Below are 21097 nucleotides of genomic sequence, written 5' to 3'. Positions count from 1 at the left end.
GCACGGCAGAAGTGTACGTTTCATCCACTGTTCACGCGCCAGGTGGAGGAAGCGTCCATGCCGGTCCCGTCCGAGGCGACGCCCACCCCTCCCGGGCCCGCCATCCCGCTCACCGCCCTCCTCGCCCGCGAGGACCTGGGGCTGCGGCTGATCGCGGGGCCGTCCGAGCCTTCGGATGTGGTCATCCACTGGGTGCACACCTCCGAGATGGCCGACCCCTATCCGTACCTGCTGGGCGGCGAGCTGCTGATGACGGCGGGCGTCCAGCTCACCGACCCCGAGCGGTACGTCTCACGGGTGGTCGAGGCGGGCGCGGCGGCGCTGGGCTTCGGGGTGGCGCCGGTGCACGACACGGTGCCGGACGAGCTGGTCGCGGCCTGCGCCCGGCACGGGCTGCCGCTGCTGGAGGTGCCGCCGAGGACGCCGTTCACGGCGGTGGGGCGCGCGGTGTGGCGGCTCATGGCGGAGGCGCGCCACCATGAGCTGCGCCGGGTGACGCAGGCGCAGCAGTCACTGGCCACCGCGGCGGCGCGCCCCGATCCGGTGCCGGCCGTGCTGCGCGCGCTGGCGTCCCGGCTGGCGGGGCGGGCCGCGCTGTACGCGCCGGACGGCACGGAGTACGCGGCGGCGGGCCGAGACGTGGAGCCCGACGTCGCGGCGGCCCTGGCGCGCCTGGCCCAGGTGCCGCACTCGGGCTCGCGCCCCGCCTCGGCGGCCGACACCGTGGCCGGCACCCACCTCGCCGCGTACGCCCTCGGGGGCGCCCGGGGCCTCACCCTGGGCCTCGCCTCGGGGCGCCGCGAGCCGGGCGACCACACGATCGCGGGCGTCGCCGTGGTCCTCCTGTCGCTGCTCACCGCCCCGCACCAGGGCGCGGACGAGGCCGCGCGTTCCGCCGCCCTGGTCCGCCTCCTGCTGGGCGCCGCCCCCGCCGAGGTGGCCCCGCTGCTGGGCGAGGCCCCGTGGACCGTGGTCCACGCGCGCGGTGAGGGCCCCCCGCCACCGCTGGGCACACCTCTGGTGGACGCCCACGAGGGCGCCGTACGGGCGCTGCTGCCCGCCGGCCGCGAGCCGTCCCCGCACCCCGGCTGGACCCTCGGGGTCAGTGCCCCGGCGGACCCTTCGCAGTGGGGCGCCGCCGATCTCCAGGCGGCCCGCGCGCTGCGCCGCGCCTGGGCGACCGGCGCGCCCCTGGTCCGGCACCGCCCCGCCGGCTTCGGCGGGCTGGTCGACCCGGAGGAGGCCGCCGCGTACGCCCGCACCCTGCTCGGGCCGCTCACCGAGCCCTTGCGGGAGACGCTGCGCACCTGGCTGTCCCTGCACGGCAGCTGGGACCGGACGGCCACGGCGCTCGGGGTCCACCGCAACACGGTCCGCCAGCGCATCGCCCGGTGCGCGGCGCTGCTGTCGGTGGATCCGGACGACCCGGAGGTCCGGATGGAGCTGTGGTTCGCGCTGCGGTGGTTGTGATGTGAACGACCCTGGACAGCCCCGGTGACCCCCGGGTAACTTACTCTGAGCAAGCGCTTAGCCAGCCCCGTATCACGTACCCCAAGGCCCCAGAGGAGGCGTTGTCGTGCGCCGTACCGTATTCAACGAGGACCACGAGGCGTTCCGGGAGACCATCCGCGCCTTCATCGAGGCGGAGGTCGTCCCCGTCTACGACGAGTGGTTCGCGGCCGGCCAGGCGCCTCGCGACTTCTACTACAAGCTCGGCGAGCTGGGCATCTTCGGCATCAACGTCCCCGAGGAGTTCGGCGGGGCCGGCCTGGACACGCACAAGTTCGAGGCCGTGCTCTACGAGGAGACCGCGCGCGCGGGCGTCCAGTTCGGCGGCTCCGGCGTGCACGTCCTGCTGGCCCTGCCGTACATCAAGATGCTCGCCACCGACGAGCAGAAGAAGCGCTACCTGCCGAAGTTCGTCTCCGGCGAGGAGATGTGGGCGCTGGCGATGACCGAGCCGGGCACCGGCTCCGACGTCGCGGGCATGAAGACCACCGCCAAGCTCTCCGAGGACGGCACGCACTACGTCCTCAACGGCGCCAAGACCTTCATCACCGGCGGTGTGCACGCCGACCGCGTCATCGTCTGCGCCCGCACCTCGGCCCCCACCGCCGAGGACCGCCGCTTCGGCATCTCGCTCTTCGCGGTGGACACCACGTCCGAGGGCTACTCCATCGGCCGCAAGCTGGACAAGCTGGGCCTGCGGACCTCCGACACGGCCGAGCTGGCCTTCGTCGACGTCAAGGTCCCGGTCGAGGACCTGCTCGGCGAGGAGAACAAGGGCTTCCACTACCTCGGCCAGAACCTGCCCTCCGAGCGCTGGGGCATCGCCTTCGGCGCGTACGCGCAGGCCAAGGCCGCGGTGCGGTTCGCGCAGCAGTACGTGCAGGAGCGCACCGTCTTCGGCAAGCCGGTCGCCCACTTCCAGAACACCAAGTTCGAACTGGCCGCCTGCCAGGCCGAGGTGGACGCCGCCGAGGCCGTCGCCGACCGCGCCCTGGAGGCCCTGGACGCCGGCGAGCTGACGCCCGCCGAGGCCGCCTCCGCGAAGCTGTTCTGCACCGAGGTCGCCCACCGCGTCATCGACCGCTGCCTCCAGCTGCACGGCGGCTACGGCTACATGAACGAGTACCCGATCGCCCGCCTGTACGCGGACAACCGCGTCAACCGCATCTACGGCGGCACCAGCGAGGTCATGAAGTCCATCATCGCCAAGTCGATGGGCCTGTAAGCCAGGTGACCGAGGCGCTTGACGACCTGCTCGATCTGCTCGACCTGGAGCGGATCGAGCAGGACATCTTCCGGGGACAGTCGCGTTCGGCCCTGGTCCCCCGCGTCTTCGGCGGCCAGGTCGCCGCCCAGGCCCTGGTCGCCGCCGGACGCACCGTCCTCGATGACCGCCACGCCCACTCCCTCCACGCGTACTTCCTGCGCCCCGGGGACCCGGGCGCGCCGATCGTCTACACCGTGGACCGCATCCGCGACGGCCGCTCGTTCACCACGCGCCGGGTCGTCGCCGTCCAGCACGGCCAGCCGATCTTCCACCTGTCGGCGTCGTTCCAGACGTACGAGGAGGGCTTGGAGCACCAGGCGGCCATGCCGCCCGCCCCGGCGCCCGAGACGCTCCCCACGGCCGGCGAGATCCTGCCGCGCCACCTCCCGGCCCCGGTCGCCGAGCGACTGATCGAAGCCCGGGCGGCGGTCGACCTGCGCTACGCCGACGCCCCGCCCTGGGCCGGCGCCGGACAACCCCGTGCACCCCGCTCCCAGGTCTGGTTCCGCACGAACGGCAAGCTGGCGGACGATCCCCTGCTGCACGTGTGCCTGGCGACGTACGTCTCCGACATGACGCTCCTCGACTCGGTGCTGCTCGCCCACGGGCGCGGCGGCTGGGCGGTCGGGGACGTGGTGGGCGCGTCACTGGACCACGCGATGTGGTTCCACCGCCCCTTCCGCGCCGACGAGTGGCTCCTGTACGACCAGGAGTCACCGTCGTCCTCGGGCGGCCGGGGCCTGGGCCAGGCCCGCATCTACACCCAGGACGGCCGCCTCGCGATCTCCGTCATCCAGGAGGGCGTGGTCCGCGTCCCGCGAGGATGATTTCCTTGGCGCCATGGACACGTTGACGGGTGGAACTGCCCTGGCCCTCGCGGGAGTTGTGCTGGGAACGCTGGGCACGCTCATAGGCCAGCACCTCGCGACCCGGGTCGACAACCGGCGCCATCAATGGGAGCGGTCCGCCACGGAACGCGCGGAGCGGAAGGCAGCCATCATGGAGTTCCTCGGCTCCGCGCAACGGATCGAGCTGGTGCTCGACAGCAGGAACCTCGGCCTGTCGGATCCGTGCGGCACCGACGAGGAGGCGCTGCACGAGCTGTGGCTGGCGACGAAGGCCGTGGAACTGCTCTGCGCGCGCGAGACGGCGCAGGCCGCCCAGGATTACGCCGAAGCGCTGCACGCGCGCGTGCGCAAGGGCACGACGGGCGCGGCGCCGCCCGCCAAACGTGAACGGCGGCACGCGTTCATGGAGGCCGCACGGGGCGAGCTGGGCAGCGGGGGCGCCCGCTGAGGAGCCCGCTGAGGGCCCGCCCGTCAGAGCAGCCCGGCCGCGTCCAGCAGGTACTCCGTCATCGGCTCGTAGAAGCGCGGGTCCAGGACGTGGTCGTCGAGCGGGATCGTGACCTGCATGGTCCCCTCGGCCTCGCCGATGAACAGGGCGGGGTCGTTGCAGTCGGCGTACCCGATGGAGTCGATCCCGCGCTGGCCCGCCCGGCCCGCCCAGCCGTGGTCGGCGACCACTAGATCGGGCTGTACGTCCAGCCGGTCCAGGATGGCGTTCATCGGCTCCGGCGAATGGGTGTGCCACAGGGTGGCTCCGCGCTCGAAGACGGCCACGTCCGCGAACTGCACGACGTACCCCTCGTCGGCGGTGAGCCCGCCGGGGATGCGCACGATGTCGCACCCGGCGCCGCGCAGCGCGGCGGCGGTTCTGCTGTGCACGTCGAGCAGCGCGCCGGGGTGTCCGGTCGCGAACAGCACCCGCTGCTTGCCGGCCGCGGCCTTGCGCAGGCGCGCGGCGGCCCGGTCCAGGGCGTCGACGGTGAGCTCCGGGTCGATGGTGTCCTGCCCGGCCCGGTGCGCCGGGTCGTCGTTCACTCCGCACCGCTCGGCCATCACGGCGAGCACGTCCTGCTCGTCCGTCCACCGGTCACCCAGCTCCAGACCGAGCCAGTAGTGACGGTCACCGTTCGCCAGCTTGCGGTAGTGGGAGAGGTTGTTGTCGCGGGGCGTGGCGACGTCTCCGGCGATCCGGGTACGGACGAGGTGCTCGACGAGGGCGGCACGGCTGGGTATCGGCATGGCCCCATTGTGCCGCCCCGCCACGCGGAGTGGTTGGGCTGTTTCGGGGGGTGGACGGTTACCGGGCGCCCGTGTCGCCTTCCGCGGGGCCGTCGATGACGTAGACGCCCATGCCCGGGACCGTATGCACCAAGCCTTCGTTCTTCAGAACCTGCACGGCCTTACGCAGAGTGTCCCGCGCCACGCCGAACTCTCCCTCCAGCGCCACCAGGCTGGGGATGCGACGTCCGGGCGGGATGCTTCCGTCCTCAATGCGTGCGCGCAGGATCGTCGCGATCTGGCGGTACGGCGGAACGGGCCCTTCCCGGTCAATGCTCATGGAGTCGGACCCTAGGCGCCCAGCATGGACCTGCCATAGCCACCCCAGAGGGTAGACGGGGGTAGTACACCTCCCCTATCCTGGTGACGCAGAGAGCCCCGGCGACGGCTGCAACCGTCCCGGGGCGTGGCCGATCTGGAGAAAGCAGACCGACATGACCAACCTTATCCGTGTCCTCCCCCGATGGGCGAGGGCCTTGTTCGTACCCCCGCGCGCCCCCGAGGCACCCCCCACCCGCCCGACCGTCCAGCCCCCGCCGCCCAGCCTTCCGCCGCTGCGCTCGCCGTACGGGCTCGACGAGCCCCTGGACGGCACCGAGACGGCCCTGGTGCGCCCCTACCTGCTCGGGCTGACCGGGTGACCGCCCCGGCGCGCCGTCCGGTGCGGATGTGCGTCCGGTGCGACAGGCTCACCGAGACGCCCGTGCTGGTCGCCGAGGTCCACGCCGGATCGGGTCCCGGGTTCAACGTCTACGCCTGCACGGACTGCGCCCCGCACATCCCGAGGCCGCCAGGCGCCCTGGACCTCCTCGCCACCGGCCGACACGACCACCCGGCCCCGTAGGAAGACGGGCGCCGAGAACCGGAACGCTCACGCCGCCAGGGAGCCGAAGGCTCCGTGGGCCAGGCGGCGCAGCAGGGATTCCATGGCCGTGCGGCCGAGCAGGCCGATGTGCGGGGTGGAGTTGAGCAGGCCGAACACGGCGTGGACGGTGGCCCGCGCCTCCGCCTCCGGGGGCGCCGGGTACAGCTCGCGCACCACGGAGACCCACAGCTCGACGTACTGCCGCTGGAGCTGCCGCACCCGCTTGCGGTCCTCGTCCCGCAGGCGGTCCAGCTCCCGGTCGTGCAGGGTGATCAGGGGGCGGTCGTCGAGCGCGAAGTCGATGTGGCCGTCGATCAGGGCGGCGAGCAGCGCCTTCGCGTCGCCGTGGGCCTCCTCCACGCGGCGGCGGCCGCCGGCGAGGAGGCGTTCGCTGATGCCGACCAGCAGCTCGGCGAGCATCGCGTCCTTGCCGGGGAAGTGGCGGTAGAGGCCGGGGCCGCTGATGCCGACCGCGGCTCCTATCTCGTCGACGCCGACGCCATGGAAGCCGCGCTCGGCGAAGAGGCGGGCGGCCTCCTTGAGGATCTGCTCACGGCGCGTCGGGGCGTCGGTCCTGGTGCTCATGGATTGATTCTAGACAAGGCGGTTAGCGGTCGTTAACCTGAGGACATGCGTTAACGCTCATTAACGTAGATCCTATGAGCAGGCGTACGGGCAAGGGGGCTCGACACGATGCAGCAGGCACCTGTGCTGGTGAGCGCGGCGGATCCCGCGTCCGCGGCCTGGCAGGCCAACGAGGCGGCGCACCAGGAGCTGGCCGACGGGCTGCGCGCCCGGCTGGCCGCCGTGCGGCTGGGGGGCGGCGAGACGGCCCGCGCCCGGCACACCGCCCGGGGGAAGCTGCTGCCGCGCGACCGGGTCGACACACTCCTCGACCCCGGTTCGCCGTTCCTGGAGCTGGCGCCCCTGGCGGCGAACGGGATGTACGACGACCAGGCCCCGGCCGCCGGCGTCATCGCCGGGATCGGGCGCGTCAGCGGCCGTGAGGTCGTGGTCGTCGCCAACGACGCCACGGTCAAGGGCGGCACGTACTACCCGATGACCGTGAAGAAGCACCTGCGCGCACAGGAGGTGGCTCTGGAGAACCGGCTGCCGTGCGTCTACCTCGTCGACTCGGGTGGCGCGTTCCTGCCCAAGCAGGACGAGGTCTTCCCCGACCGGGAGCACTTCGGGCGGATCTTCTACAACCAGGCCCGTATGTCCGGCGCCGGGATTCCGCAGATCGCCGCCGTCCTCGGCTCGTGCACGGCCGGTGGGGCGTACGTCCCGGCGATGAGCGACGAGGCCGTGATCGTACGGAACCAGGGCACGATCTTCCTGGGTGGCCCGCCGCTGGTGAAGGCCGCGACCGGGGAGGTCGTCACCGCGGAGGAGCTGGGCGGCGGCGAGGTCCACTCCCGTACGTCCGGGGTGACCGACCACCTCGCCGAGGACGACGCGCACGCGCTGCGGATCGTCCGCAATATCGTCTCCACCCTCCCCCCGCGCGGCCCGCTGCCCTGGTCCGTGGAGCCCGCCGAGGAGCCGAAGGTCGACCCGGCGGGGCTGTACGGCGCGGTGCCGGTCGACTCCCGTACGCCGTACGACGTACGGGAAGTGATCGCGCGGATCGTCGACGCCTCCCGGTTCGCGGAGTTCAAGGCGGAATTCGGCCAGACCCTGGTCACCGGCTTCGCCCGCATCCACGGCCATCCGGTCGGGATCGTCGCGAACAACGGCATCCTGTTCTCCGAATCCGCCCAGAAGGGCGCGCACTTCATCGAGCTGTGCGACCAGCGCGGTATCCCGCTGCTGTTCCTCCAGAACATCTCCGGCTTCATGGTCGGCCGTGACTACGAGGCGGGCGGCATCGCCAAGCACGGCGCCAAGATGGTCACCGCCGTCGCCTGCACGCGCGTGCCGAAGCTGACGGTCGTCATCGGCGGGTCGTACGGAGCGGGGAACTACTCCATGTGCGGGCGGGCGTACTCGCCGCGCTTCCTGTGGATGTGGCCCAACGCCAAGATCTCGGTCATGGGCGGCGAGCAGGCCGCCTCCGTCCTCGCCACGGTCAAGCGCGACCAGCTGGAGGCGCGCGGGGAGTCCTGGTCCGCCGAGGACGAGGAAGCGTTCAAGGACCCGATCCGCGCGCAGTACGAGCAGCAGGGGAACGCCTACTACGCCACGGCCCGGCTGTGGGACGACGGCGTGATCGACCCGCTGGAGACCCGGCAGGTGCTGGGTCTGGCCCTGACCGCCTGTGCCAACGCCCCGCTGGGCGACCGCGGCTTCGGCGTCTTCCGGATGTGAGGGGACCTTACGAGATGACGATGTTCGACACCGTCCTGGTGGCCAACCGAGGCGAGATCGCGGTCCGCGTCATCCGTACGCTGCGGGCCCTCGGCATCCGGTCGGTCGCCGTCTTCAGCGACGCGGACGCCGGCGCCCGGCACGTACGGGAGGCGGACACGGCGGTACGGATCGGGCCGCCGCCCGCCGCCGAGAGCTACCTGCGCGTGGACCGGCTGCTGGAGGCGGCGGCGCGGACGGGCGCGCAGGCGGTCCACCCGGGGTACGGCTTCCTGGCGGAGAACGCGGCGTTCGCGCGGGCCTGCGAGGACGCGGGGCTGGTCTTCATCGGGCCGCCCGCCTCCGCCATCGCCCTGATGGGCGACAAGATCCGCGCCAAGGAGACCGTGAAGGCCGCCGGCGTCCCCGTGGTGCCCGGCTCGTCCGGGAGCGGGCTGAGCGACGAGGAACTGGCGGCGGCCGCCCGCGAGATCGGTATGCCGGTGCTGCTCAAGCCCTCGGCGGGCGGCGGCGGCAAGGGCATGCGGCTCACCCGCGTCGAGTCGGCCCTGCGGGAGGAGATCGCGGCGGCGCGGCGCGAGGCGCGGGCGTCCTTCGGCGATGACACGCTCCTGGTCGAGCGGTGGATCGACCGGCCCCGGCACATCGAGATCCAGGTGCTGGCGGACGCGCACGGGAACGTGGTGCACCTCGGCGAGCGCGAGTGCTCGCTCCAGCGCCGCCACCAGAAGATCATCGAGGAGGCGCCGAGCGTCCTGCTGGACGACAGGACCCGGGCGGCCATGGGTGAGGCGGCGGTGCAGGCCGCCCGCTCCTGCGGCTACCGGGGCGCGGGCACGGTGGAGTTCATCGTCCCGGGCAGCGACCCTTCCTCGTACTACTTCATGGAGATGAACACCCGCCTCCAGGTCGAGCACCCGGTCACCGAGCTGATCACCGGGCTGGACCTGGTGGAGTGGCAGCTGCGGATCGCCGCCGGGGAGCCGCTGGCCTTCACCCAGGACGCCATCATCCTCACCGGGCACTCCGTCGAGGCCCGCCTCTGCGCCGAGGACCCCGCGCGCGGCTTCCTGCCCTCCGGCGGCACGGTGCTCGCGCTGAACGAGCCCCAGGGCGAGGGGGTGCGCACCGACTCGGGCCTGAGCGAGGGCACGGAGGTCTCCAGCCTGTACGACCCGATGCTCGCGAAGGTCATCGTCCACGCCGAGGACCGCCCCACCGCGCTGCGCAAACTGCGCGCCGCCCTCGCCGGGACGGTGACCCTGGGCGTGCCGACGAACGCCGGTTTCCTGCGCCGCCTGCTGGCCCACCCGGACGTCGTCACGGGCGACATCGACACGGGTCTGGTGGAGCGGGACGTGGACGCCCTGGTTCCGGCAGGTGTCCCCGAGGAGGTGTACGAAGCGGCGGCGGCGGTACGGGAGGCCCGGCTGCGCCCGCAGCCGCAGGCCAACGGCTGGGTGGACCCCTTCGCGGTGCCCAGCGGCTGGCGGCTCGGCGGGGAGCCCGTACCGCTCACGCACTGGCTGCGCGTAGCGGGCTCGGAACCCGTCGCTCACCGGACCCGGGGGCAGGCACACGTCACGGACGACCGGGTCACGGTCACCGTGGACGGCGTCACCCACACCTTCCACCGTGCCGGCACGTGGCTCGGCCGGGACGGGGACAGCTGGAACGTCCTGGACCACGACCCCGTCGAGGCGTCCTTGAACCGCGCCGCGCACTCGGGCGCCGATGCGCTGACCGCGCCCATGCCCGGGACCGTCACCGTCGTGAAGGTGGCCGTCGGGGACGAGGTGACGGCCGGGCAGGGCCTGGTCGTGGTCGAGGCGATGAAGATGGAGCACGTCATCTCCGCCCCGCACGACGGCACCGTCGCCGAGCTGGACGTCTCGCCCGGCTCCACCGTCGCCATGGACCAGGTGCTGGCCGTGGTCGTGCCGAAGGAGGAGGAATGACCACCGCACTGCCCATGACCGTGCCCGCGCCGGGGCTCCCCGCGCGCGTGCGGATCCACGAGGTGGGCGCGCGCGACGGCCTGCAGAACGAGCAGGGCACCGTTCCGACCGAGGTGAAGGCCGAGTTCATCCGGCGCCTGGCCGACGCCGGGCTGACCACCATCGAGGCGACCAGCTTCGTCCACCCCAGGTGGGTGCCCCAACTGGCCGACGCCGAGCAGCTGTTCCCGATGGTGCGCGACGTGCCGGCCAGGCTGCCGGTCCTCGTGCCGAACGACCGCGGCCTCGACCGGGCGCTCACGCTCGGCGCGCGCGAGGTCGCCGTGTTCGCCAGCGCCACCGAGTCGTTCGCCAAGGCCAACCTCAACCGCACGGTGGATGAGGCGCTCGCCATGTTCGCCCCGGTCGTCACCCGCGCCATAGAGGCGGGCCTGTCGGTGCGCGGCTATCTGTCCATGTGCTTCGGCGACCCCTGGGAAGGCCCCGTCCCCGTCGAGCAGGTGGTCCGCGTCTCGCGCCGGCTGCGGGACATGGGCTGTGACGAGCTGAGCCTCGGCGACACGATCGGCGTGGCCACCCCCGGCCACGTCCAGGCCCTGCTGACCGCGCTGAACGACGCCGGCATCCCGACGGACGCCCTCGCCGTGCACTTCCACGACACATACGGCCAGGCGCTGGCCAACACCCTGGCGGCCCTCCAGCACGGCGTGACCACCGTCGACGCCTCCGCCGGCGGGCTCGGCGGCTGCCCGTACGCCAAGTCCGCCACCGGCAACCTCGCCACCGAAGACCTCGTGTGGATGCTCCACGGCCTCGGCATCGAGACCGGGGTCGACCTCGGCCGGCTCACCGCCACCAGCGAGTGGCTGGCCGGACGCCTGGGCCGTCCCAGCCCGTCCCGCACCGTCCGCGCCCTTGGCGGCGCGGCCTCCCACAAGGAGTCCTGAGTCATGTCCCTGGACCACCGGCTCTCACCGGAGCACGAGGAACTGCGCCGTACCGTCGAGGAGTTCGCGCACGAGGTCGTCGCCCCGAAGATCGGGGACTTCTACGAGCGGCACGAGTTCCCGTACGAGATCGTCCGCGAGATGGGCCGCATGGGCCTGTTCGGCCTGCCGTTCCCGGAGGAGTACGGCGGCATGGGCGGCGACTACCTCGCGCTCGGCATCGCGCTCGAAGAGCTCGCGCGTGTCGACTCGTCGGTGGCCATCACGCTGGAGGCGGGCGTCTCGCTCGGCGCGATGCCGGTCTACCGCTTCGGCACCGAGGAGCAGAAGCGGCAGTGGCTGCCCCGGATGTGCGGCGGTGAGATCCTCGGCGCGTTCGGGCTGACGGAGCCCGAGTGCGGTTCGGACGCGGGCGGTACGAAGACGACGGCCCGCCGGGACGGCGACGAGTGGGTCATCAACGGCACCAAGTGCTTCATCACCAACTCGGGTACGGACATCACGGGCCTGGTCACGGTCACCGCCGTCACCGGCCGCACCCCCGAGGGGAAGCCGCTGATCTCCTCGATCATCGTGCCGTCCGGCACGCCCGGCTTCACGGTCGCCGCCCCGTACTCCAAGGTCGGCTGGAACGCCTCGGACACCCGTGAGCTGTCCTTCGACGACGTCCGCGTCCCGGCCGCGAACCTGCTCGGCGAGGAGGGCCGCGGGTACGCCCAGTTCCTGCGCATCCTCGACGAGGGCCGTATCGCCATCTCGGCCCTCGCGACGGGGCTGGCGCAGGGATGTGTGGACGAGTCGCTGAAGTACGCCAAGGAGCGGCACGCGTTCGGCCGGCCCATCGGCGACAACCAGGCCATTCAGTTCAAGCTCGCCGACATGGAGATGCGGGCGCACATGGCCCGGATCGGCTGGCGCGACGCGGCGTCCCGGCTGGTGCGCGGCGAGCCGTTCAAGAAGGAGGCGGCGCTGGCGAAGCTGTACTCGTCGACGGTCGCCGTCGACAACGCCCGCGAGGCCACCCAGATCCACGGCGGGTACGGCTTCATGAACGAGTATCCGGTGGCCCGGATGTGGCGGGACTCCAAGATCCTGGAGATCGGCGAGGGCACCAGTGAGGTCCAGCGCATGCTGATCGCCCGCGAGTTGGGGCTGTCGGCCTGACGCACGGCCGGCCCCCGGACCGCCGGGGGCCATGGGCCGCGGGTGGCGAGTGCTCCATCCCACACGGGGGCACCCTCTGGACAAGTCGTGAGGTTAGGCTAACCTACCTTCGACTTTGCCCAGTGGCCGAAACCGGCCGTACGAAAGCGACTCCGCCATGCCCAGCAACGCCCGAGCCTCCCATCTCACCCGTCGCGGCCTGCTCGCCGCGGGCGGCGCCCTCGGGCTCGGCGCCGCGCTCGTGGCCTGTGGCGGCAAGGACGCCAAGGACTCCGCCCCGGCCGGCGAGAAGTCCGGCCCGTGGAAGTTCACGGACGACCGCGGCAAGGCCGTCGAGCTGAAGTCCGTCCCGAAGAACATCGTCGCCTTCATCGGCACCGCCGCCGCGCTGCACGACTACGGCATCGAGGTCAAGGGCGTCTTCGGCCCCACCACCGTCAAGGACCCGAAGACGGGCAAGGAGACGGCGGACATCCAGGCCGGTGACCTCGACGTCACCAAGGTGAAGAACATCGGCAACGTGTGGGGCCAGTTCAACATCGAGGAGTACCTGAAGCTCGAACCCGAGCTGCTGGTCTCGGCGATGTGGGACAAGGACGTCCTGTGGTACCTGCCGCCGCAGTCCCACGACAAGATCCTCAAGCTGGCGCCGAGCGTCGCCCTGTGGGCCGCCAACACCACCATGCCCAAGGCCCTGGAGCGCCACGCCCAGCTCGCCGAGTCCCTGGGCGCCGACCTGAAGGACAAGAAGACGGTCGAGGCCAAGGCCCGCTTCGAGAAGGCCGCCGCCCGGCTGCGCGCCGCCGCCAAGGCGCGGCCCGAGATCCGCGTCATGATCGGCTCGGCCAGCGCGGAGCTGTTCTACGTCTCGCTCGCCAAGATGTCGGCGGACACGCTGTACTTCGAGGAACTGGGCGTGAAGTTCGTCAAGCCGAAGGTGAACGCGCAGGGCTACTTCGAGGAGCTCAGCTGGGAGAACCTCGACACGTACCCGGCCGACATCATCATGATGGACAACCGCAGCCAGGCCATTCAGCCCGCCGACCTGAAGTCCAAGCCGACCTGGGCCCAGCTGCCCGCCGTGAAGGCCGGCCAGGTCGTCCCGCGTTTCACCGAGCCGGTCTACTCGTACGACAAGTGTGCCCCGCTGCTGGAGAACCTCGCCGAGGCGATCGAGAACGCCAAGAAGGTGGCCTGAGCCGGATGACGACAGCCGAGACCGCTGCGTTCGGTTTCTTCTCCCTGCGGGTGGTACGGACGCGGCGGCTGGGGCCGTCGATGGTCCGTGTCACGTTCGCGGGGGCGACCGGTGAGGAGCTGAAGGGGTTCGCCTCCGGTGGCCGTGACCAGAGCCTGTCGCTGTTCCTGCCGCACCCGGGGCAGAGCGAGCCGGTCATGCCGCCGCTCGACGGTGGCGACCTGTACGCGGCGCTCGGCGCGTGGCGGGCCATGCCGGAGGACGTACGGGCGGTGATGCGTTCGTACACCGTGCGCGAGCAGCGGCACGATCCCGACGAGGTCGACATCGACTTCGCGCTCCATGAGGATGGCGGGCCCGCGTGCCGCTGGGCACAACAGGCGTCCGAGGGCGACCGGGTCGTGGTGCTCGGCCCGGCGGTGGCCGACAACACCGGTGTGCGCTTCCATCTGCCCGAGGACGCGGACGAGGTGCTGATCTGGGGGGACGAGACGGCGCTGCCCGCCGCCGCGTCGATCCTGGAGTGGCTGCCCGCCGGGACCAGGGCGCGGGTGTGGCTGGAAGTGCCGTACGCCGCCGACCGGCTGGAGCTGCGGACGGAGGCGGACGCGACCGTCACCTGGCTGGTCCGCGAGGAGGGCGCGCCCTGTGCCGTCGAGGCCGTGCGCGCCGCCGAGCTGACCGGCTCGGCCCCGTACGCCTGGATCGCGGGCGAGTCGGGGTCGGTCAAGGCGCTCCGCCGTCACCTGGTCAATGAGCGTCAGCTCGACCGGCGGCGTGTGACGTTCGTCGGGTACTGGCGCAAGGGCCTGAGCGAGGACGCCCTCCGGGAGGCCCCGGAGGCGGCCGAGGACGCGGCGTAACGCCGGTCCGCCCACCACTGCCGTGTGCGGCGCCGCACCGGGTGTACCCGGGGCGGCGCCGCACACCCACGGGCGCGAGCCCGAGCCGGCACCCATCCCGGCCGAGCCACGGCACGGCACCGTAACGCCCGTGCCCCCTGGGACCCCAGGGGCCGTTGCGCCTCCAAATTAGGTTAGGCTAACCTTACTTCGCGTCGCCCTCCCCCTCTCCTTGAGGGCCGACCACGTCTCCCGTCCCCGGAAGGACATCGCGCATGCGCTCGCACCTGCTCAATGACGCGACGGCCGAGCAGTACCGCCGTGCCGTCACCGAAGGAGTCGAGCGGGTGGCGAACCGGCTCGCCTCCACCCGACAGCCGTTCACCGGCGTCACCCCCGACGAACTGGCCCCGCTCATCTCCTCGGTGGACCTCGACCGGCCGCTCGGCGACACCTCCGCCGCCCTCGACGAGCTGGAGCAGGTGTACCTGCGCGACGCCGTCTACTTCCACCACCCCCGCTACCTGGGCCACCTCAACTGCCCGGTCGTCATCCCCGCCGTCCTCGGCGAGGCCGTGCTCTCAGCCGTCAACTCCTCCCTCGACACCTGGGACCAGAGCGCCGGCGGCACCCTCATCGAGCGCCGCCTGATCGACTGGACGGCCGGCCGCATCGGCCTCGGCCCGGCCGCCGACGGGGTGTTCACCAGCGGCGGTACGCAGTCCAACCTCCAGGCCCTGCTGCTCGCCCGCGAGGAGGCCAAGACGGACGACCTGGCGAAACTGCGCGTCTTCTCCTCCGAGTGCAGCCACTTCAGCGTCCAGAAGTCGGCCAAGCTCCTCGGCCTGTCCCCCCAGGCCGTCATCGCGATCCCCACCGACCGCGACAAGCGCATGCAGTCCGTCGCCCTCGCCGCCGAGCTGGAACTGTGCGCCGCCCAGGGCCTGGTCCCCATGGCGATCGTCGCCACCGCCGGCACCACCGACTTCGGCTCCATCGACCCGCTCCCGGAAATCGCCGAACTGGCCGCCCAGTACGGCTCCTGGATGCACGTCGACGCCGCCTACGGCTGTGGCCTGCTCGCCTCCCCCACCCGCCGCCACCTCCTCGACGGCATCGAGCGCGCCGACTCCGTCACGGTCGACTACCACAAGTCGTTCTTCCAGCCGGTCAGCTCCTCCGCCGTACTGGTCCGCGACGGGGCGACGCTGCGCCACGCCACGTACCACGCGGACTACCTCAACCCCCGCCGTACGGTGGAGGAGCGCATTCCCAACCAGGTCGACAAGTCCCTCCAGACCACCCGCCGCTTCGACGCGCTCAAGCTGTGGATGACACTGCGCGTCATGGGCGCCGAGGGGATCGGGCAGCTCTTCGACGAGGTGTGCGACCTGGCCGCCGCCGGCTGGGACCTGCTCGCCGCCGACCCGCGCTACGACGTCGTCGTCCAGCCCTCCCTGTCCACCCTCGTCTTCCGCTACATCCCGGCCGCCGTCACCTCCCCCACGGAGATCGACCGCGCCAACCTCCACGCCCGCAAGGCGCTGTTCGCGTCGGGCGAGGCCGTCGTCGCCGGTACGAAGGTCGACGGCCGCCAGTACCTCAAGTTCACCCTGCTCAACCCCGAGACGACCGTGCACGACATCACCGCCGTCCTCGACCTGATCGCCGGCCACGCCGAGCAGTACCTTGGAGAGAACCTTGTCCACGCCTCGTGACCTTCACGATTTCATCGGTATCGGACTGGGTCCGTTCAACCTCGGCCTGGCCTGCCTGACCGAGCCGATCGACGAGCTGAACGGCGTCTTCCTGGAGGCGAAGCCCGACTTCGAGTGGCACTCGGGGATGTTCCTCGAAGGCGCCCACCTCCAGACGCCGTTCCTGTCCGACCTGGTCACGCTCGCCGACCCCACCTCTCCGTACTCCTTCCTCCAGTACCTGAAGGAGTCCGGCCGGCTGTACTCGTTCTACATCCGCGAGAACTTCTATCCGCTGCGGACCGAGTACAACGACTACTGCCGCTGGGCCGCAGCCAAGCTGAGCAGCATCCGCTTCAACACGACGGTCACGACGGTCGAGTACGACGCCGAGGACGAGCTGTACGCGGTCCGCACGGCCGGTGGCGAAACGTTCCGCGCCCGCCGCCTCGTCCTGGGCACCGGCACCCCGCCGTACGTCCCGGAGGCCTGCCAGGGCCTGGAGGGCGACGCCATCCACAACTCGCGCTACCTCCCCCACAAGGAAGCGCTCCAGAAGAAGAAGTCCCTCACGCTCGTCGGCAGCGGGCAGAGCGCCGCCGAGATCTACTACGACCTGCTGAGCGAGATCGACGTCCACGGCTACCGGCTGAACTGGGTCACCCGCTCCCCGCGCTTCTTCCCGCTGGAGTACACCAAACTCACGCTTGAGATGACGTCCCCGGAGTACATCGACTACTTCCACGCCCTGCCCGAGGCGACCCGCTACCGGCTGGAGTCGCAGCAGAAGGGCCTGTTCAAGGGCATCGACGGCGATCTGATCGACGCGATCTTCGACCTGCTGTACCAGAAGAACCTGCGCGGCCCGGTCCCCACCCGCCTGATCACCAATACGTCGCTCAACACCGCGGCGTACGAGAACGGGACGTACACCCTGGGCCTGCGCCAGGAGGAGCAGGGCAAGGACTTCGAGATCGAGACCGAGGGCCTGATCCTCGCCACCGGCTACAAGTACGTCACGCCGGAGTTCCTCAAGCCCGTGGAGGACCGCATCCGCTGGGACGGGCAGGGCCGCTTCGACGTGGCCCGCAACTACTCCATCGACACCACCGGACGCGGCGTCTTCCTCCAGAACGCCGGCGTGCACACCCACTCGATCACCAGCCCCGACCTGGGCATGGGCGCCTACCGCAACGCGTACATCATCGGCGAGCTGCTGGGCTACGAGCACTACCCGGTCGAGAAGTCCATCGCGTTCCAGGAGTTCGCCGTATGAGCACCACCCTGTCCCTCGGGACCTTCACCTTCCGGCCTCTGGACCCCCTCGCCGACAGCGAGCTGGTCCACTCCTGGGTCACCCACCCCAAGGCCGCCTTCTGGCTGATGGGGGACCACCGGCTCCAGGACGTCGAGCGCGAGTACATGGCCATCGCCGCCAACGAGCACCACGACGCCTTCATCGGCATGCTCGACGGCACGCCGTGCTTCCTGATGGAGCGGTACGACCCGTCGAAGGTCGAGCTGGTGGGGCTGTACGAGGCCCGGCCCGGTGACGTCGGCATGCACTTCCTGGTCGCCCCGGCCGACACCCCCGTCCACGGCTTCACCCGCGCGGTCATCACGGCCGTCATGGAGGAGCTGTTCCGTGATCCGGCGACCGAGCGGGTGGTCGTCGAGCCCGACGTACGCAACAAGGCCGTCCACGCGCTCAACGCGGCCGTCGGCTTCGAGATAGCCGAGAAGATAGCCAAGCCGGAGAAGGACGCCTACCTGAGCTTCTGCACCCGGGAACAGTTCCTCGCGGCGATCGGGGCCGCCCGGTGAACCCCGTCGCACACCTCACCCCCGACCGCTGGGCGCACGCCAACCGGCTGCTGATCCGCAAGGGCCTGGCCGAGTTCGCCCACGAGCGCCTGCTCGCGCCCGAGCCCCTGGGCGAGGGCCGCTACCGCGTGGTGAGCGACGACGGCGCCACCGAGTACCGCTTCACCGCCGACCGGTTCGCCCTCGACCACTGGCAGGTGTACGCCGACTCGATCAGCCGCCACCAGGGCGGCGAGGAACTGCCGCTGGACGCGCTGCGGTTCATCATCGAGCTGCGCGGCTCACTGGGCCTGAGCGACGAGATCCTCCCGGTCTACCTGGAGGAGATCTCCTCCACGCTCTCCGGTACGGCGTACAAGTCGGCCAAGCCGCGAATCTCGGCCGTCGAGCTCGCGAAGGCGGACTTCCAGGCCGTCGAGACGGGCATGACCGAGGGCCACCCCTGTTTCGTCGCCAACAACGGGCGGCTCGGTTTCGGCATCGACGAATACCACGCGTACGCGCCCGAGGCGGCGACCCCGCTCCAGCTGATCTGGCTGGCCGCGCGCCGCGACCGCACCACCTTCACGGCGGGCGCGGGCATCGACTACGAGACGTTCATCCGCGCGGAGCTGGGCGACGCGACCGTGGACGGCTTCGCCAAGACCCTGGCCGACCTGGGCCTGGACCTCGCCGACTACCTGCTGGTGCCGGTCCACCCCTGGCAGTGGTGGAACAAGCTGTCCGTCACCTTCGCCGCCGAGATCGCCCAGCGGCGCCTGGTCTTCCTCGGCGAGGGCGAGGACCGCTACCTGGCACAGCAGTCGATCCGCACCTTCTTCAACACCACCGACCCGGCCAAGCACTATGTGAAGACGGCGATCTCCGTCCTCAACATGGGGTTCATGCGCGGCCTGTCCGCCGCGTACATGGAGGCCACCCCGGCCATCAACGACTGGCTGGCCAACCTGATCGACGGCGACGACGTTCTGCGGGCGGCCCGCTTTTCGATCATCCGCGAGCGCGCGGCGGTCGGCTACCGGCACCTGGAGTACGAGGCCGCGACCGACCGCTACTCCCCGTACCGCAAGATGCTCGCCGCCCTGTGGCGCGAGAGCCCGGTGCCGACGATCCGGTCCGGGCAGCGGCTCGCCACCATGGCGTCCCTGCTGCACACCGACCACGAGGGCGCGTCGTTCGCGGGCGCCCTGATCGCCGAGTCGGGCCTCGCGCCCACCGCGTGGCTGCGCCGCTACCTGGACGCGTACCTGCTGCCGATCCTGCACACCTTCTACGCGTACGACCTGGCGTGGATGCCGCACGGCGAGAACGTCATCCTGGTGATCGAGGGCGGCACGGTCCAGCGCGCGATCTTCAAGGACATCGCCGAGGAGATCGTGGTGATGGACCCGGACGCGGTTCTGCCGCCGGCCGTCGAGCGGATCAGGGTCGACGTGCCCGAGGACACCAAGCTGCTGTCGGTCTTCACGGACGTCTTCGACTGCTTCTTCCGCTTCCTGGGCGCGACGCTCGCCGCCGAGGGCGTGCTCGGCGAGGACGACTTCTGGCGGACGGTCGCCGAGTGCGTGCGCGCGTACCAGGAGTCCAAGCCGGAGCTGGCGGACAAGTTCGCGCAGTACGACATGTTCGCCGACGAGTTCACGCTGTCCTGCCTCAACCGGCTCCAGCTGCGCAACAACAAGCAGATGGTGGACCTGGCGGACCCGTCGGCCGCGCTGCAGTTCGTCGGCACGCTGAAGAACCCGATCGCACGGTTCGCGTAAGACCGGCCGACGCCCGGAGTACGGTCCTCCGGGCGTCGGCTCCCTCCTACTCCGTACGCCAGTCCACCTGCGGCGAGCGGTAGAAGTCGATGCCCAGCGCCGCCATGCGCGGCCCCTGCCCCGCGAGCCGTTCCCGGTACGCGGGCCAGTCGTGCGACGCCGCCGGGGACCAGCCCAGCTCCGCCGCGCCGAGCAGGCGCGGGAACGCCATGTGGTCGATGTGGGAGCCGGACGCGATGGTCTCCGTCCACAGCGGTGCCTCGACCCCGGCCACGGCCGAGGCGGGGGCACCCGGCAGGTAGGTCGCCGGGTCCCAGTCGTAGGAGCGCCGCACCTCCACGTACCCGGCCCAGGACAGGCCCAGCTTGGTGTCCTCGGTGTACTTCATGTCCAGGTAGATCCGGTCGGCGGGCGACAGGATCAGCCCGGTGCCGTTCCGCGCGGCCCTGGCGACCTCGGCCTTCTCCGCGTCGCTCGTACGGTCCAGGCCCCAGTACTGCGCCAGCGCGCCCTTGGCGGGGGTGGCCCCGGCCAGCTGGTGCCAGCCGATGACCTTCTTGCCGTACGTGGCCACGATCGGCTGCACCTTGTCCATGAAGGTGACGTAGTCCTGGTGGCTGGTGGAGTGGGCCTCGTCGCCGCCGATGTGGAGGTACCGGCCGGGGGTGAGCGCGGCCAGCTCGCGGATGACGTCGTCCACGAAGTCGTACGTGACCGGCTTGTCGACGCACAGGGAGCTGAACCCGACGGCCGTGCCGGTGTAGAGGGGCGGGGCGATGCCGTCGCAGTTGAGCTCGGCGTACGAGGCGAGGGCGGCGTTGGTGTGGCCGGGCATGTCGATCTCGGGCACGACCTCCAGGTAGCGGGAGGCGGCGTACGCGACGATCTCCTTGTACTGGGCCTTGGTGTAGTAGCCGCCGGGCCCGCCGCCGACCTGGGTGGAGCCGCCGTAGGTGGCCAGGCGCGGCCAGGAGTCGATGGCGAGGCGCCAGCCCTGGTCGTCGCTCAGGTGCAGGTGCAGGACATTGACCTTGTACAGCGCCATCTGGTCGATGTAGCGCTTGACCTGCTCGACGGTGAAGAAGTGCCGGGAGACGTCGAGCATCGCGCCCCGGTAGCCGTAGCGGGGCGTGTCGGTGATGGTCCCGCCCGCGACCTGCCAGGGGCCTGGCCGGCGGGTGTCCTTCTCTATGGCGGCCGGGAGCTGCTGGCGCAGCGTCTGGACGCCGTGGAAGAGCCCGGCGGGCTCGCGGGCGGTGATGGTGACGCCACGGCGTCCGGACTCCAGCCGGTACCCCTCGTCCCCCAGGGCCTTCTCGCCCCGGCTGAGCCGGAGCCGGATCCCGCCGCGCCCCGCCTCGTCGTCCGTGAGGGGCAGGGCGTACCCGGTGGACGGCCGCAGCACGCCCGCGAGGTACGCGCCGATCCGGCGCGCCTCGCGCGAGTCGTCGTCGACGTGGATGCGGGTGCGCGGGGTGAGGGTGTACGGGGCTCCCGAGGGCCGTACGGAGAACGGTACGGGCACGATGTCACCGAGCGGCCGCACGGCCGGCGCGGCGCCTCCCGGGGCGGCGCCTCCCGGCGTGGCCCCGATGCCGCCGACGCCGGCCGCCATGACGAGTAACAG

At 71.4% G+C, this 21097-nt stretch carries 20 protein-coding genes; 16 read left to right on the top strand and 4 right to left on the bottom strand.

Features of this window, described 5'->3' with window-relative positions:
* Positions 1 to 57: 57 nt before the first annotated feature.
* The 4 genes from QWM81_RS07060 to QWM81_RS07045 all read left to right on the top strand — a co-directional run bounded on the left by QWM81_RS07060 (position 58) and on the right by QWM81_RS07045 (position 4072).
* Positions 58 to 1470 carry a PucR family transcriptional regulator gene (locus QWM81_RS07060; RefSeq protein WP_290110744.1) on the top strand — a complete coding sequence of 471 codons (1413 nt, stop codon included), beginning with the start codon at positions 58 to 60 and terminating at the stop codon, positions 1468 to 1470.
* Positions 1471 to 1576: 106 nt separating this feature from the next.
* Complete coding sequence (locus QWM81_RS07055; RefSeq protein ID WP_290110742.1) at positions 1577 to 2734, top strand: acyl-CoA dehydrogenase family protein; 1158 nt, start codon at positions 1577 to 1579, stop codon at positions 2732 to 2734.
* A 5-nt stretch (positions 2735 to 2739) separates the two neighbouring features.
* Positions 2740 to 3603 carry an acyl-CoA thioesterase gene (locus QWM81_RS07050; protein WP_290110740.1) on the top strand — a complete coding sequence of 288 codons (864 nt, stop codon included), beginning with the start codon at positions 2740 to 2742 and terminating at the stop codon, positions 3601 to 3603.
* 13 nt (positions 3604 to 3616) lie between these two features.
* A complete protein-coding gene (locus QWM81_RS07045; RefSeq protein ID WP_290110738.1) occupies positions 3617 to 4072 on the top strand; it encodes a hypothetical protein in 456 nt (151 codons plus the stop codon).
* Positions 4073 to 4095: 23 nt separating this feature from the next.
* Here the strand turns inward: QWM81_RS07045 and QWM81_RS07040 are convergent, their stop codons facing one another.
* Together QWM81_RS07040 and QWM81_RS07035 are read right to left on the bottom strand one after the other, a co-directional pair.
* Positions 4096 to 4863, bottom strand: a complete 768-nt coding sequence (locus QWM81_RS07040; RefSeq protein ID WP_290110736.1) for a phosphatase — start codon at positions 4861 to 4863, stop codon at positions 4096 to 4098.
* A gap of 58 nt (positions 4864 to 4921) precedes the next feature.
* A complete protein-coding gene (locus QWM81_RS07035) occupies positions 4922 to 5182 on the bottom strand; it encodes a GntR family transcriptional regulator (protein ID WP_290110734.1) in 261 nt (86 codons plus the stop codon).
* A 154-nt stretch (positions 5183 to 5336) separates the two neighbouring features.
* Here QWM81_RS07035 and QWM81_RS07030 point away from each other — a divergent pair, with 154 nt between their 5' ends.
* Positions 5337 to 5543, top strand: coding sequence for a hypothetical protein (locus QWM81_RS07030; RefSeq protein ID WP_290110733.1), 207 nt, complete (start codon positions 5337 to 5339; stop codon positions 5541 to 5543).
* A complete protein-coding gene (locus QWM81_RS07025) occupies positions 5540 to 5746 on the top strand; it encodes a hypothetical protein (RefSeq protein ID WP_290110732.1) in 207 nt (68 codons plus the stop codon). Before QWM81_RS07030 ends, QWM81_RS07025 begins: the two co-directional genes overlap by 4 nt.
* Before the next feature lie 27 nt (positions 5747 to 5773).
* Here QWM81_RS07025 and QWM81_RS07020 read toward each other — a convergent pair whose 3' ends face one another.
* Positions 5774 to 6352: an SACE_7040 family transcriptional regulator gene (locus QWM81_RS07020; protein ID WP_290110731.1), complete on the bottom strand. Its 579-nt coding sequence runs from the start codon at positions 6350 to 6352 to the stop codon at positions 5774 to 5776.
* 108 nt (positions 6353 to 6460) lie between these two features.
* Between QWM81_RS07020 and QWM81_RS07015 the strand changes: the two genes are divergently transcribed.
* The 10 genes from QWM81_RS07015 (at position 6461) to QWM81_RS06970 (ending at position 19470) form a co-directional block, all read left to right on the top strand.
* On the top strand, positions 6461 to 8077 hold the full coding sequence (locus tag QWM81_RS07015) for a carboxyl transferase domain-containing protein (RefSeq protein ID WP_290110729.1): 1617 nt from the start codon (positions 6461 to 6463) through the stop codon (positions 8075 to 8077).
* Between the two features lie 20 nt (positions 8078 to 8097).
* The gene (locus tag QWM81_RS07010; RefSeq protein WP_290110781.1) at positions 8098 to 10035 is read left to right on the top strand and encodes an acetyl-CoA carboxylase biotin carboxylase subunit; all 1938 of its coding nucleotides are present in this window, start codon (positions 8098 to 8100) and stop codon (positions 10033 to 10035) included.
* Entirely contained in the window at positions 10032 to 10982 is a 951-nt protein-coding gene (locus QWM81_RS07005) for a hydroxymethylglutaryl-CoA lyase (protein WP_290110728.1), read from the top strand. Before QWM81_RS07010 ends, QWM81_RS07005 begins: the two co-directional genes overlap by 4 nt.
* A gap of 3 nt (positions 10983 to 10985) precedes the next feature.
* The gene (locus QWM81_RS07000) at positions 10986 to 12146 is read left to right on the top strand and encodes an acyl-CoA dehydrogenase family protein (RefSeq protein ID WP_290110727.1); all 1161 of its coding nucleotides are present in this window, start codon (positions 10986 to 10988) and stop codon (positions 12144 to 12146) included.
* Positions 12147 to 12303: 157 nt separating this feature from the next.
* Positions 12304 to 13344: an ABC transporter substrate-binding protein gene (locus QWM81_RS06995; protein ID WP_290110726.1), complete on the top strand. Its 1041-nt coding sequence runs from the start codon at positions 12304 to 12306 to the stop codon at positions 13342 to 13344.
* Between the two features lie 5 nt (positions 13345 to 13349).
* Positions 13350 to 14207, top strand: a complete 858-nt coding sequence (locus tag QWM81_RS06990) for a siderophore-interacting protein (protein ID WP_290110724.1) — start codon at positions 13350 to 13352, stop codon at positions 14205 to 14207.
* Positions 14208 to 14461: 254 nt separating this feature from the next.
* Positions 14462 to 15904 (top strand): pyridoxal phosphate-dependent decarboxylase family protein, encoded by a 1443-nt coding sequence (locus QWM81_RS06985; protein WP_290110723.1) that lies wholly within the window; start codon positions 14462 to 14464, stop codon positions 15902 to 15904.
* Positions 15888 to 17159: a lysine N(6)-hydroxylase/L-ornithine N(5)-oxygenase family protein gene (locus QWM81_RS06980; RefSeq protein WP_290110722.1), complete on the top strand. Its 1272-nt coding sequence runs from the start codon at positions 15888 to 15890 to the stop codon at positions 17157 to 17159. The genes QWM81_RS06985 and QWM81_RS06980 overlap by 17 nt, the downstream gene beginning before the upstream one ends.
* Positions 17156 to 17707: a GNAT family N-acetyltransferase gene (locus QWM81_RS06975; RefSeq protein ID WP_290110721.1), complete on the top strand. Its 552-nt coding sequence runs from the start codon at positions 17156 to 17158 to the stop codon at positions 17705 to 17707. Before QWM81_RS06980 ends, QWM81_RS06975 begins: the two co-directional genes overlap by 4 nt.
* Positions 17704 to 19470: an IucA/IucC family protein gene (locus QWM81_RS06970; RefSeq protein WP_290110720.1), complete on the top strand. Its 1767-nt coding sequence runs from the start codon at positions 17704 to 17706 to the stop codon at positions 19468 to 19470. Before QWM81_RS06975 ends, QWM81_RS06970 begins: the two co-directional genes overlap by 4 nt.
* A 46-nt stretch (positions 19471 to 19516) precedes the next feature.
* Here QWM81_RS06970 and QWM81_RS06965 read toward each other — a convergent pair whose 3' ends face one another.
* Positions 19517 to 21085, bottom strand: coding sequence for a beta-N-acetylhexosaminidase (locus QWM81_RS06965; protein ID WP_290110719.1), 1569 nt, complete (start codon positions 21083 to 21085; stop codon positions 19517 to 19519).
* Between the last annotated feature and the right edge of the window lie 12 nt (positions 21086 to 21097).

The sequence above is a fragment of the Streptomyces ficellus genome, from assembly GCF_030406405.1.
Taxonomy (GTDB): Bacteria; Actinomycetota; Actinomycetes; order Streptomycetales; family Streptomycetaceae; genus Streptomyces; species Streptomyces ficellus_B.
This window is presented reverse-complemented; position numbering and strand designations above follow the sequence as displayed.

What these genes read in the sequence shown, in the direction of transcription:
- QWM81_RS07060 (WP_290110744.1), top strand. Translation starts at nt 58, where the DNA reads ATGCCGGTCCCGTCCGAGGCGACGCCCACCCCTCCCGGGCCCGCCATC.
- QWM81_RS07045 (WP_290110738.1), top strand. Translation starts at nt 3,617, where the DNA reads ATGGACACGTTGACGGGTGGAACTGCCCTGGCCCTCGCGGGAGTTGTG.
- QWM81_RS07040 (WP_290110736.1), bottom strand. Translation starts at nt 4,863, where the DNA reads ATGCCGATACCCAGCCGTGCCGCCCTCGTCGAGCACCTCGTCCGTACC.
- QWM81_RS07035 (WP_290110734.1), bottom strand. Translation starts at nt 5,182, where the DNA reads ATGAGCATTGACCGGGAAGGGCCCGTTCCGCCGTACCGCCAGATCGCG.
- QWM81_RS07030 (WP_290110733.1), top strand. Translation starts at nt 5,337, where the DNA reads ATGACCAACCTTATCCGTGTCCTCCCCCGATGGGCGAGGGCCTTGTTC.
- QWM81_RS07020 (WP_290110731.1), bottom strand. Translation starts at nt 6,352, where the DNA reads ATGAGCACCAGGACCGACGCCCCGACGCGCCGTGAGCAGATCCTCAAG.
- QWM81_RS07015 (WP_290110729.1), top strand. Translation starts at nt 6,461, where the DNA reads ATGCAGCAGGCACCTGTGCTGGTGAGCGCGGCGGATCCCGCGTCCGCG.
- QWM81_RS07010 (WP_290110781.1), top strand. Translation starts at nt 8,098, where the DNA reads ATGTTCGACACCGTCCTGGTGGCCAACCGAGGCGAGATCGCGGTCCGC.
- QWM81_RS07005 (WP_290110728.1), top strand. Translation starts at nt 10,032, where the DNA reads ATGACCACCGCACTGCCCATGACCGTGCCCGCGCCGGGGCTCCCCGCG.
- QWM81_RS07000 (WP_290110727.1), top strand. Translation starts at nt 10,986, where the DNA reads ATGTCCCTGGACCACCGGCTCTCACCGGAGCACGAGGAACTGCGCCGT.
- QWM81_RS06995 (WP_290110726.1), top strand. Translation starts at nt 12,304, where the DNA reads ATGCCCAGCAACGCCCGAGCCTCCCATCTCACCCGTCGCGGCCTGCTC.
- QWM81_RS06990 (WP_290110724.1), top strand. Translation starts at nt 13,350, where the DNA reads ATGACGACAGCCGAGACCGCTGCGTTCGGTTTCTTCTCCCTGCGGGTG.
- QWM81_RS06985 (WP_290110723.1), top strand. Translation starts at nt 14,462, where the DNA reads ATGCGCTCGCACCTGCTCAATGACGCGACGGCCGAGCAGTACCGCCGT.
- QWM81_RS06975 (WP_290110721.1), top strand. Translation starts at nt 17,156, where the DNA reads ATGAGCACCACCCTGTCCCTCGGGACCTTCACCTTCCGGCCTCTGGAC.
- QWM81_RS06965 (WP_290110719.1), bottom strand. Translation starts at nt 21,085, where the DNA reads ATGGCGGCCGGCGTCGGCGGCATCGGGGCCACGCCGGGAGGCGCCGCC.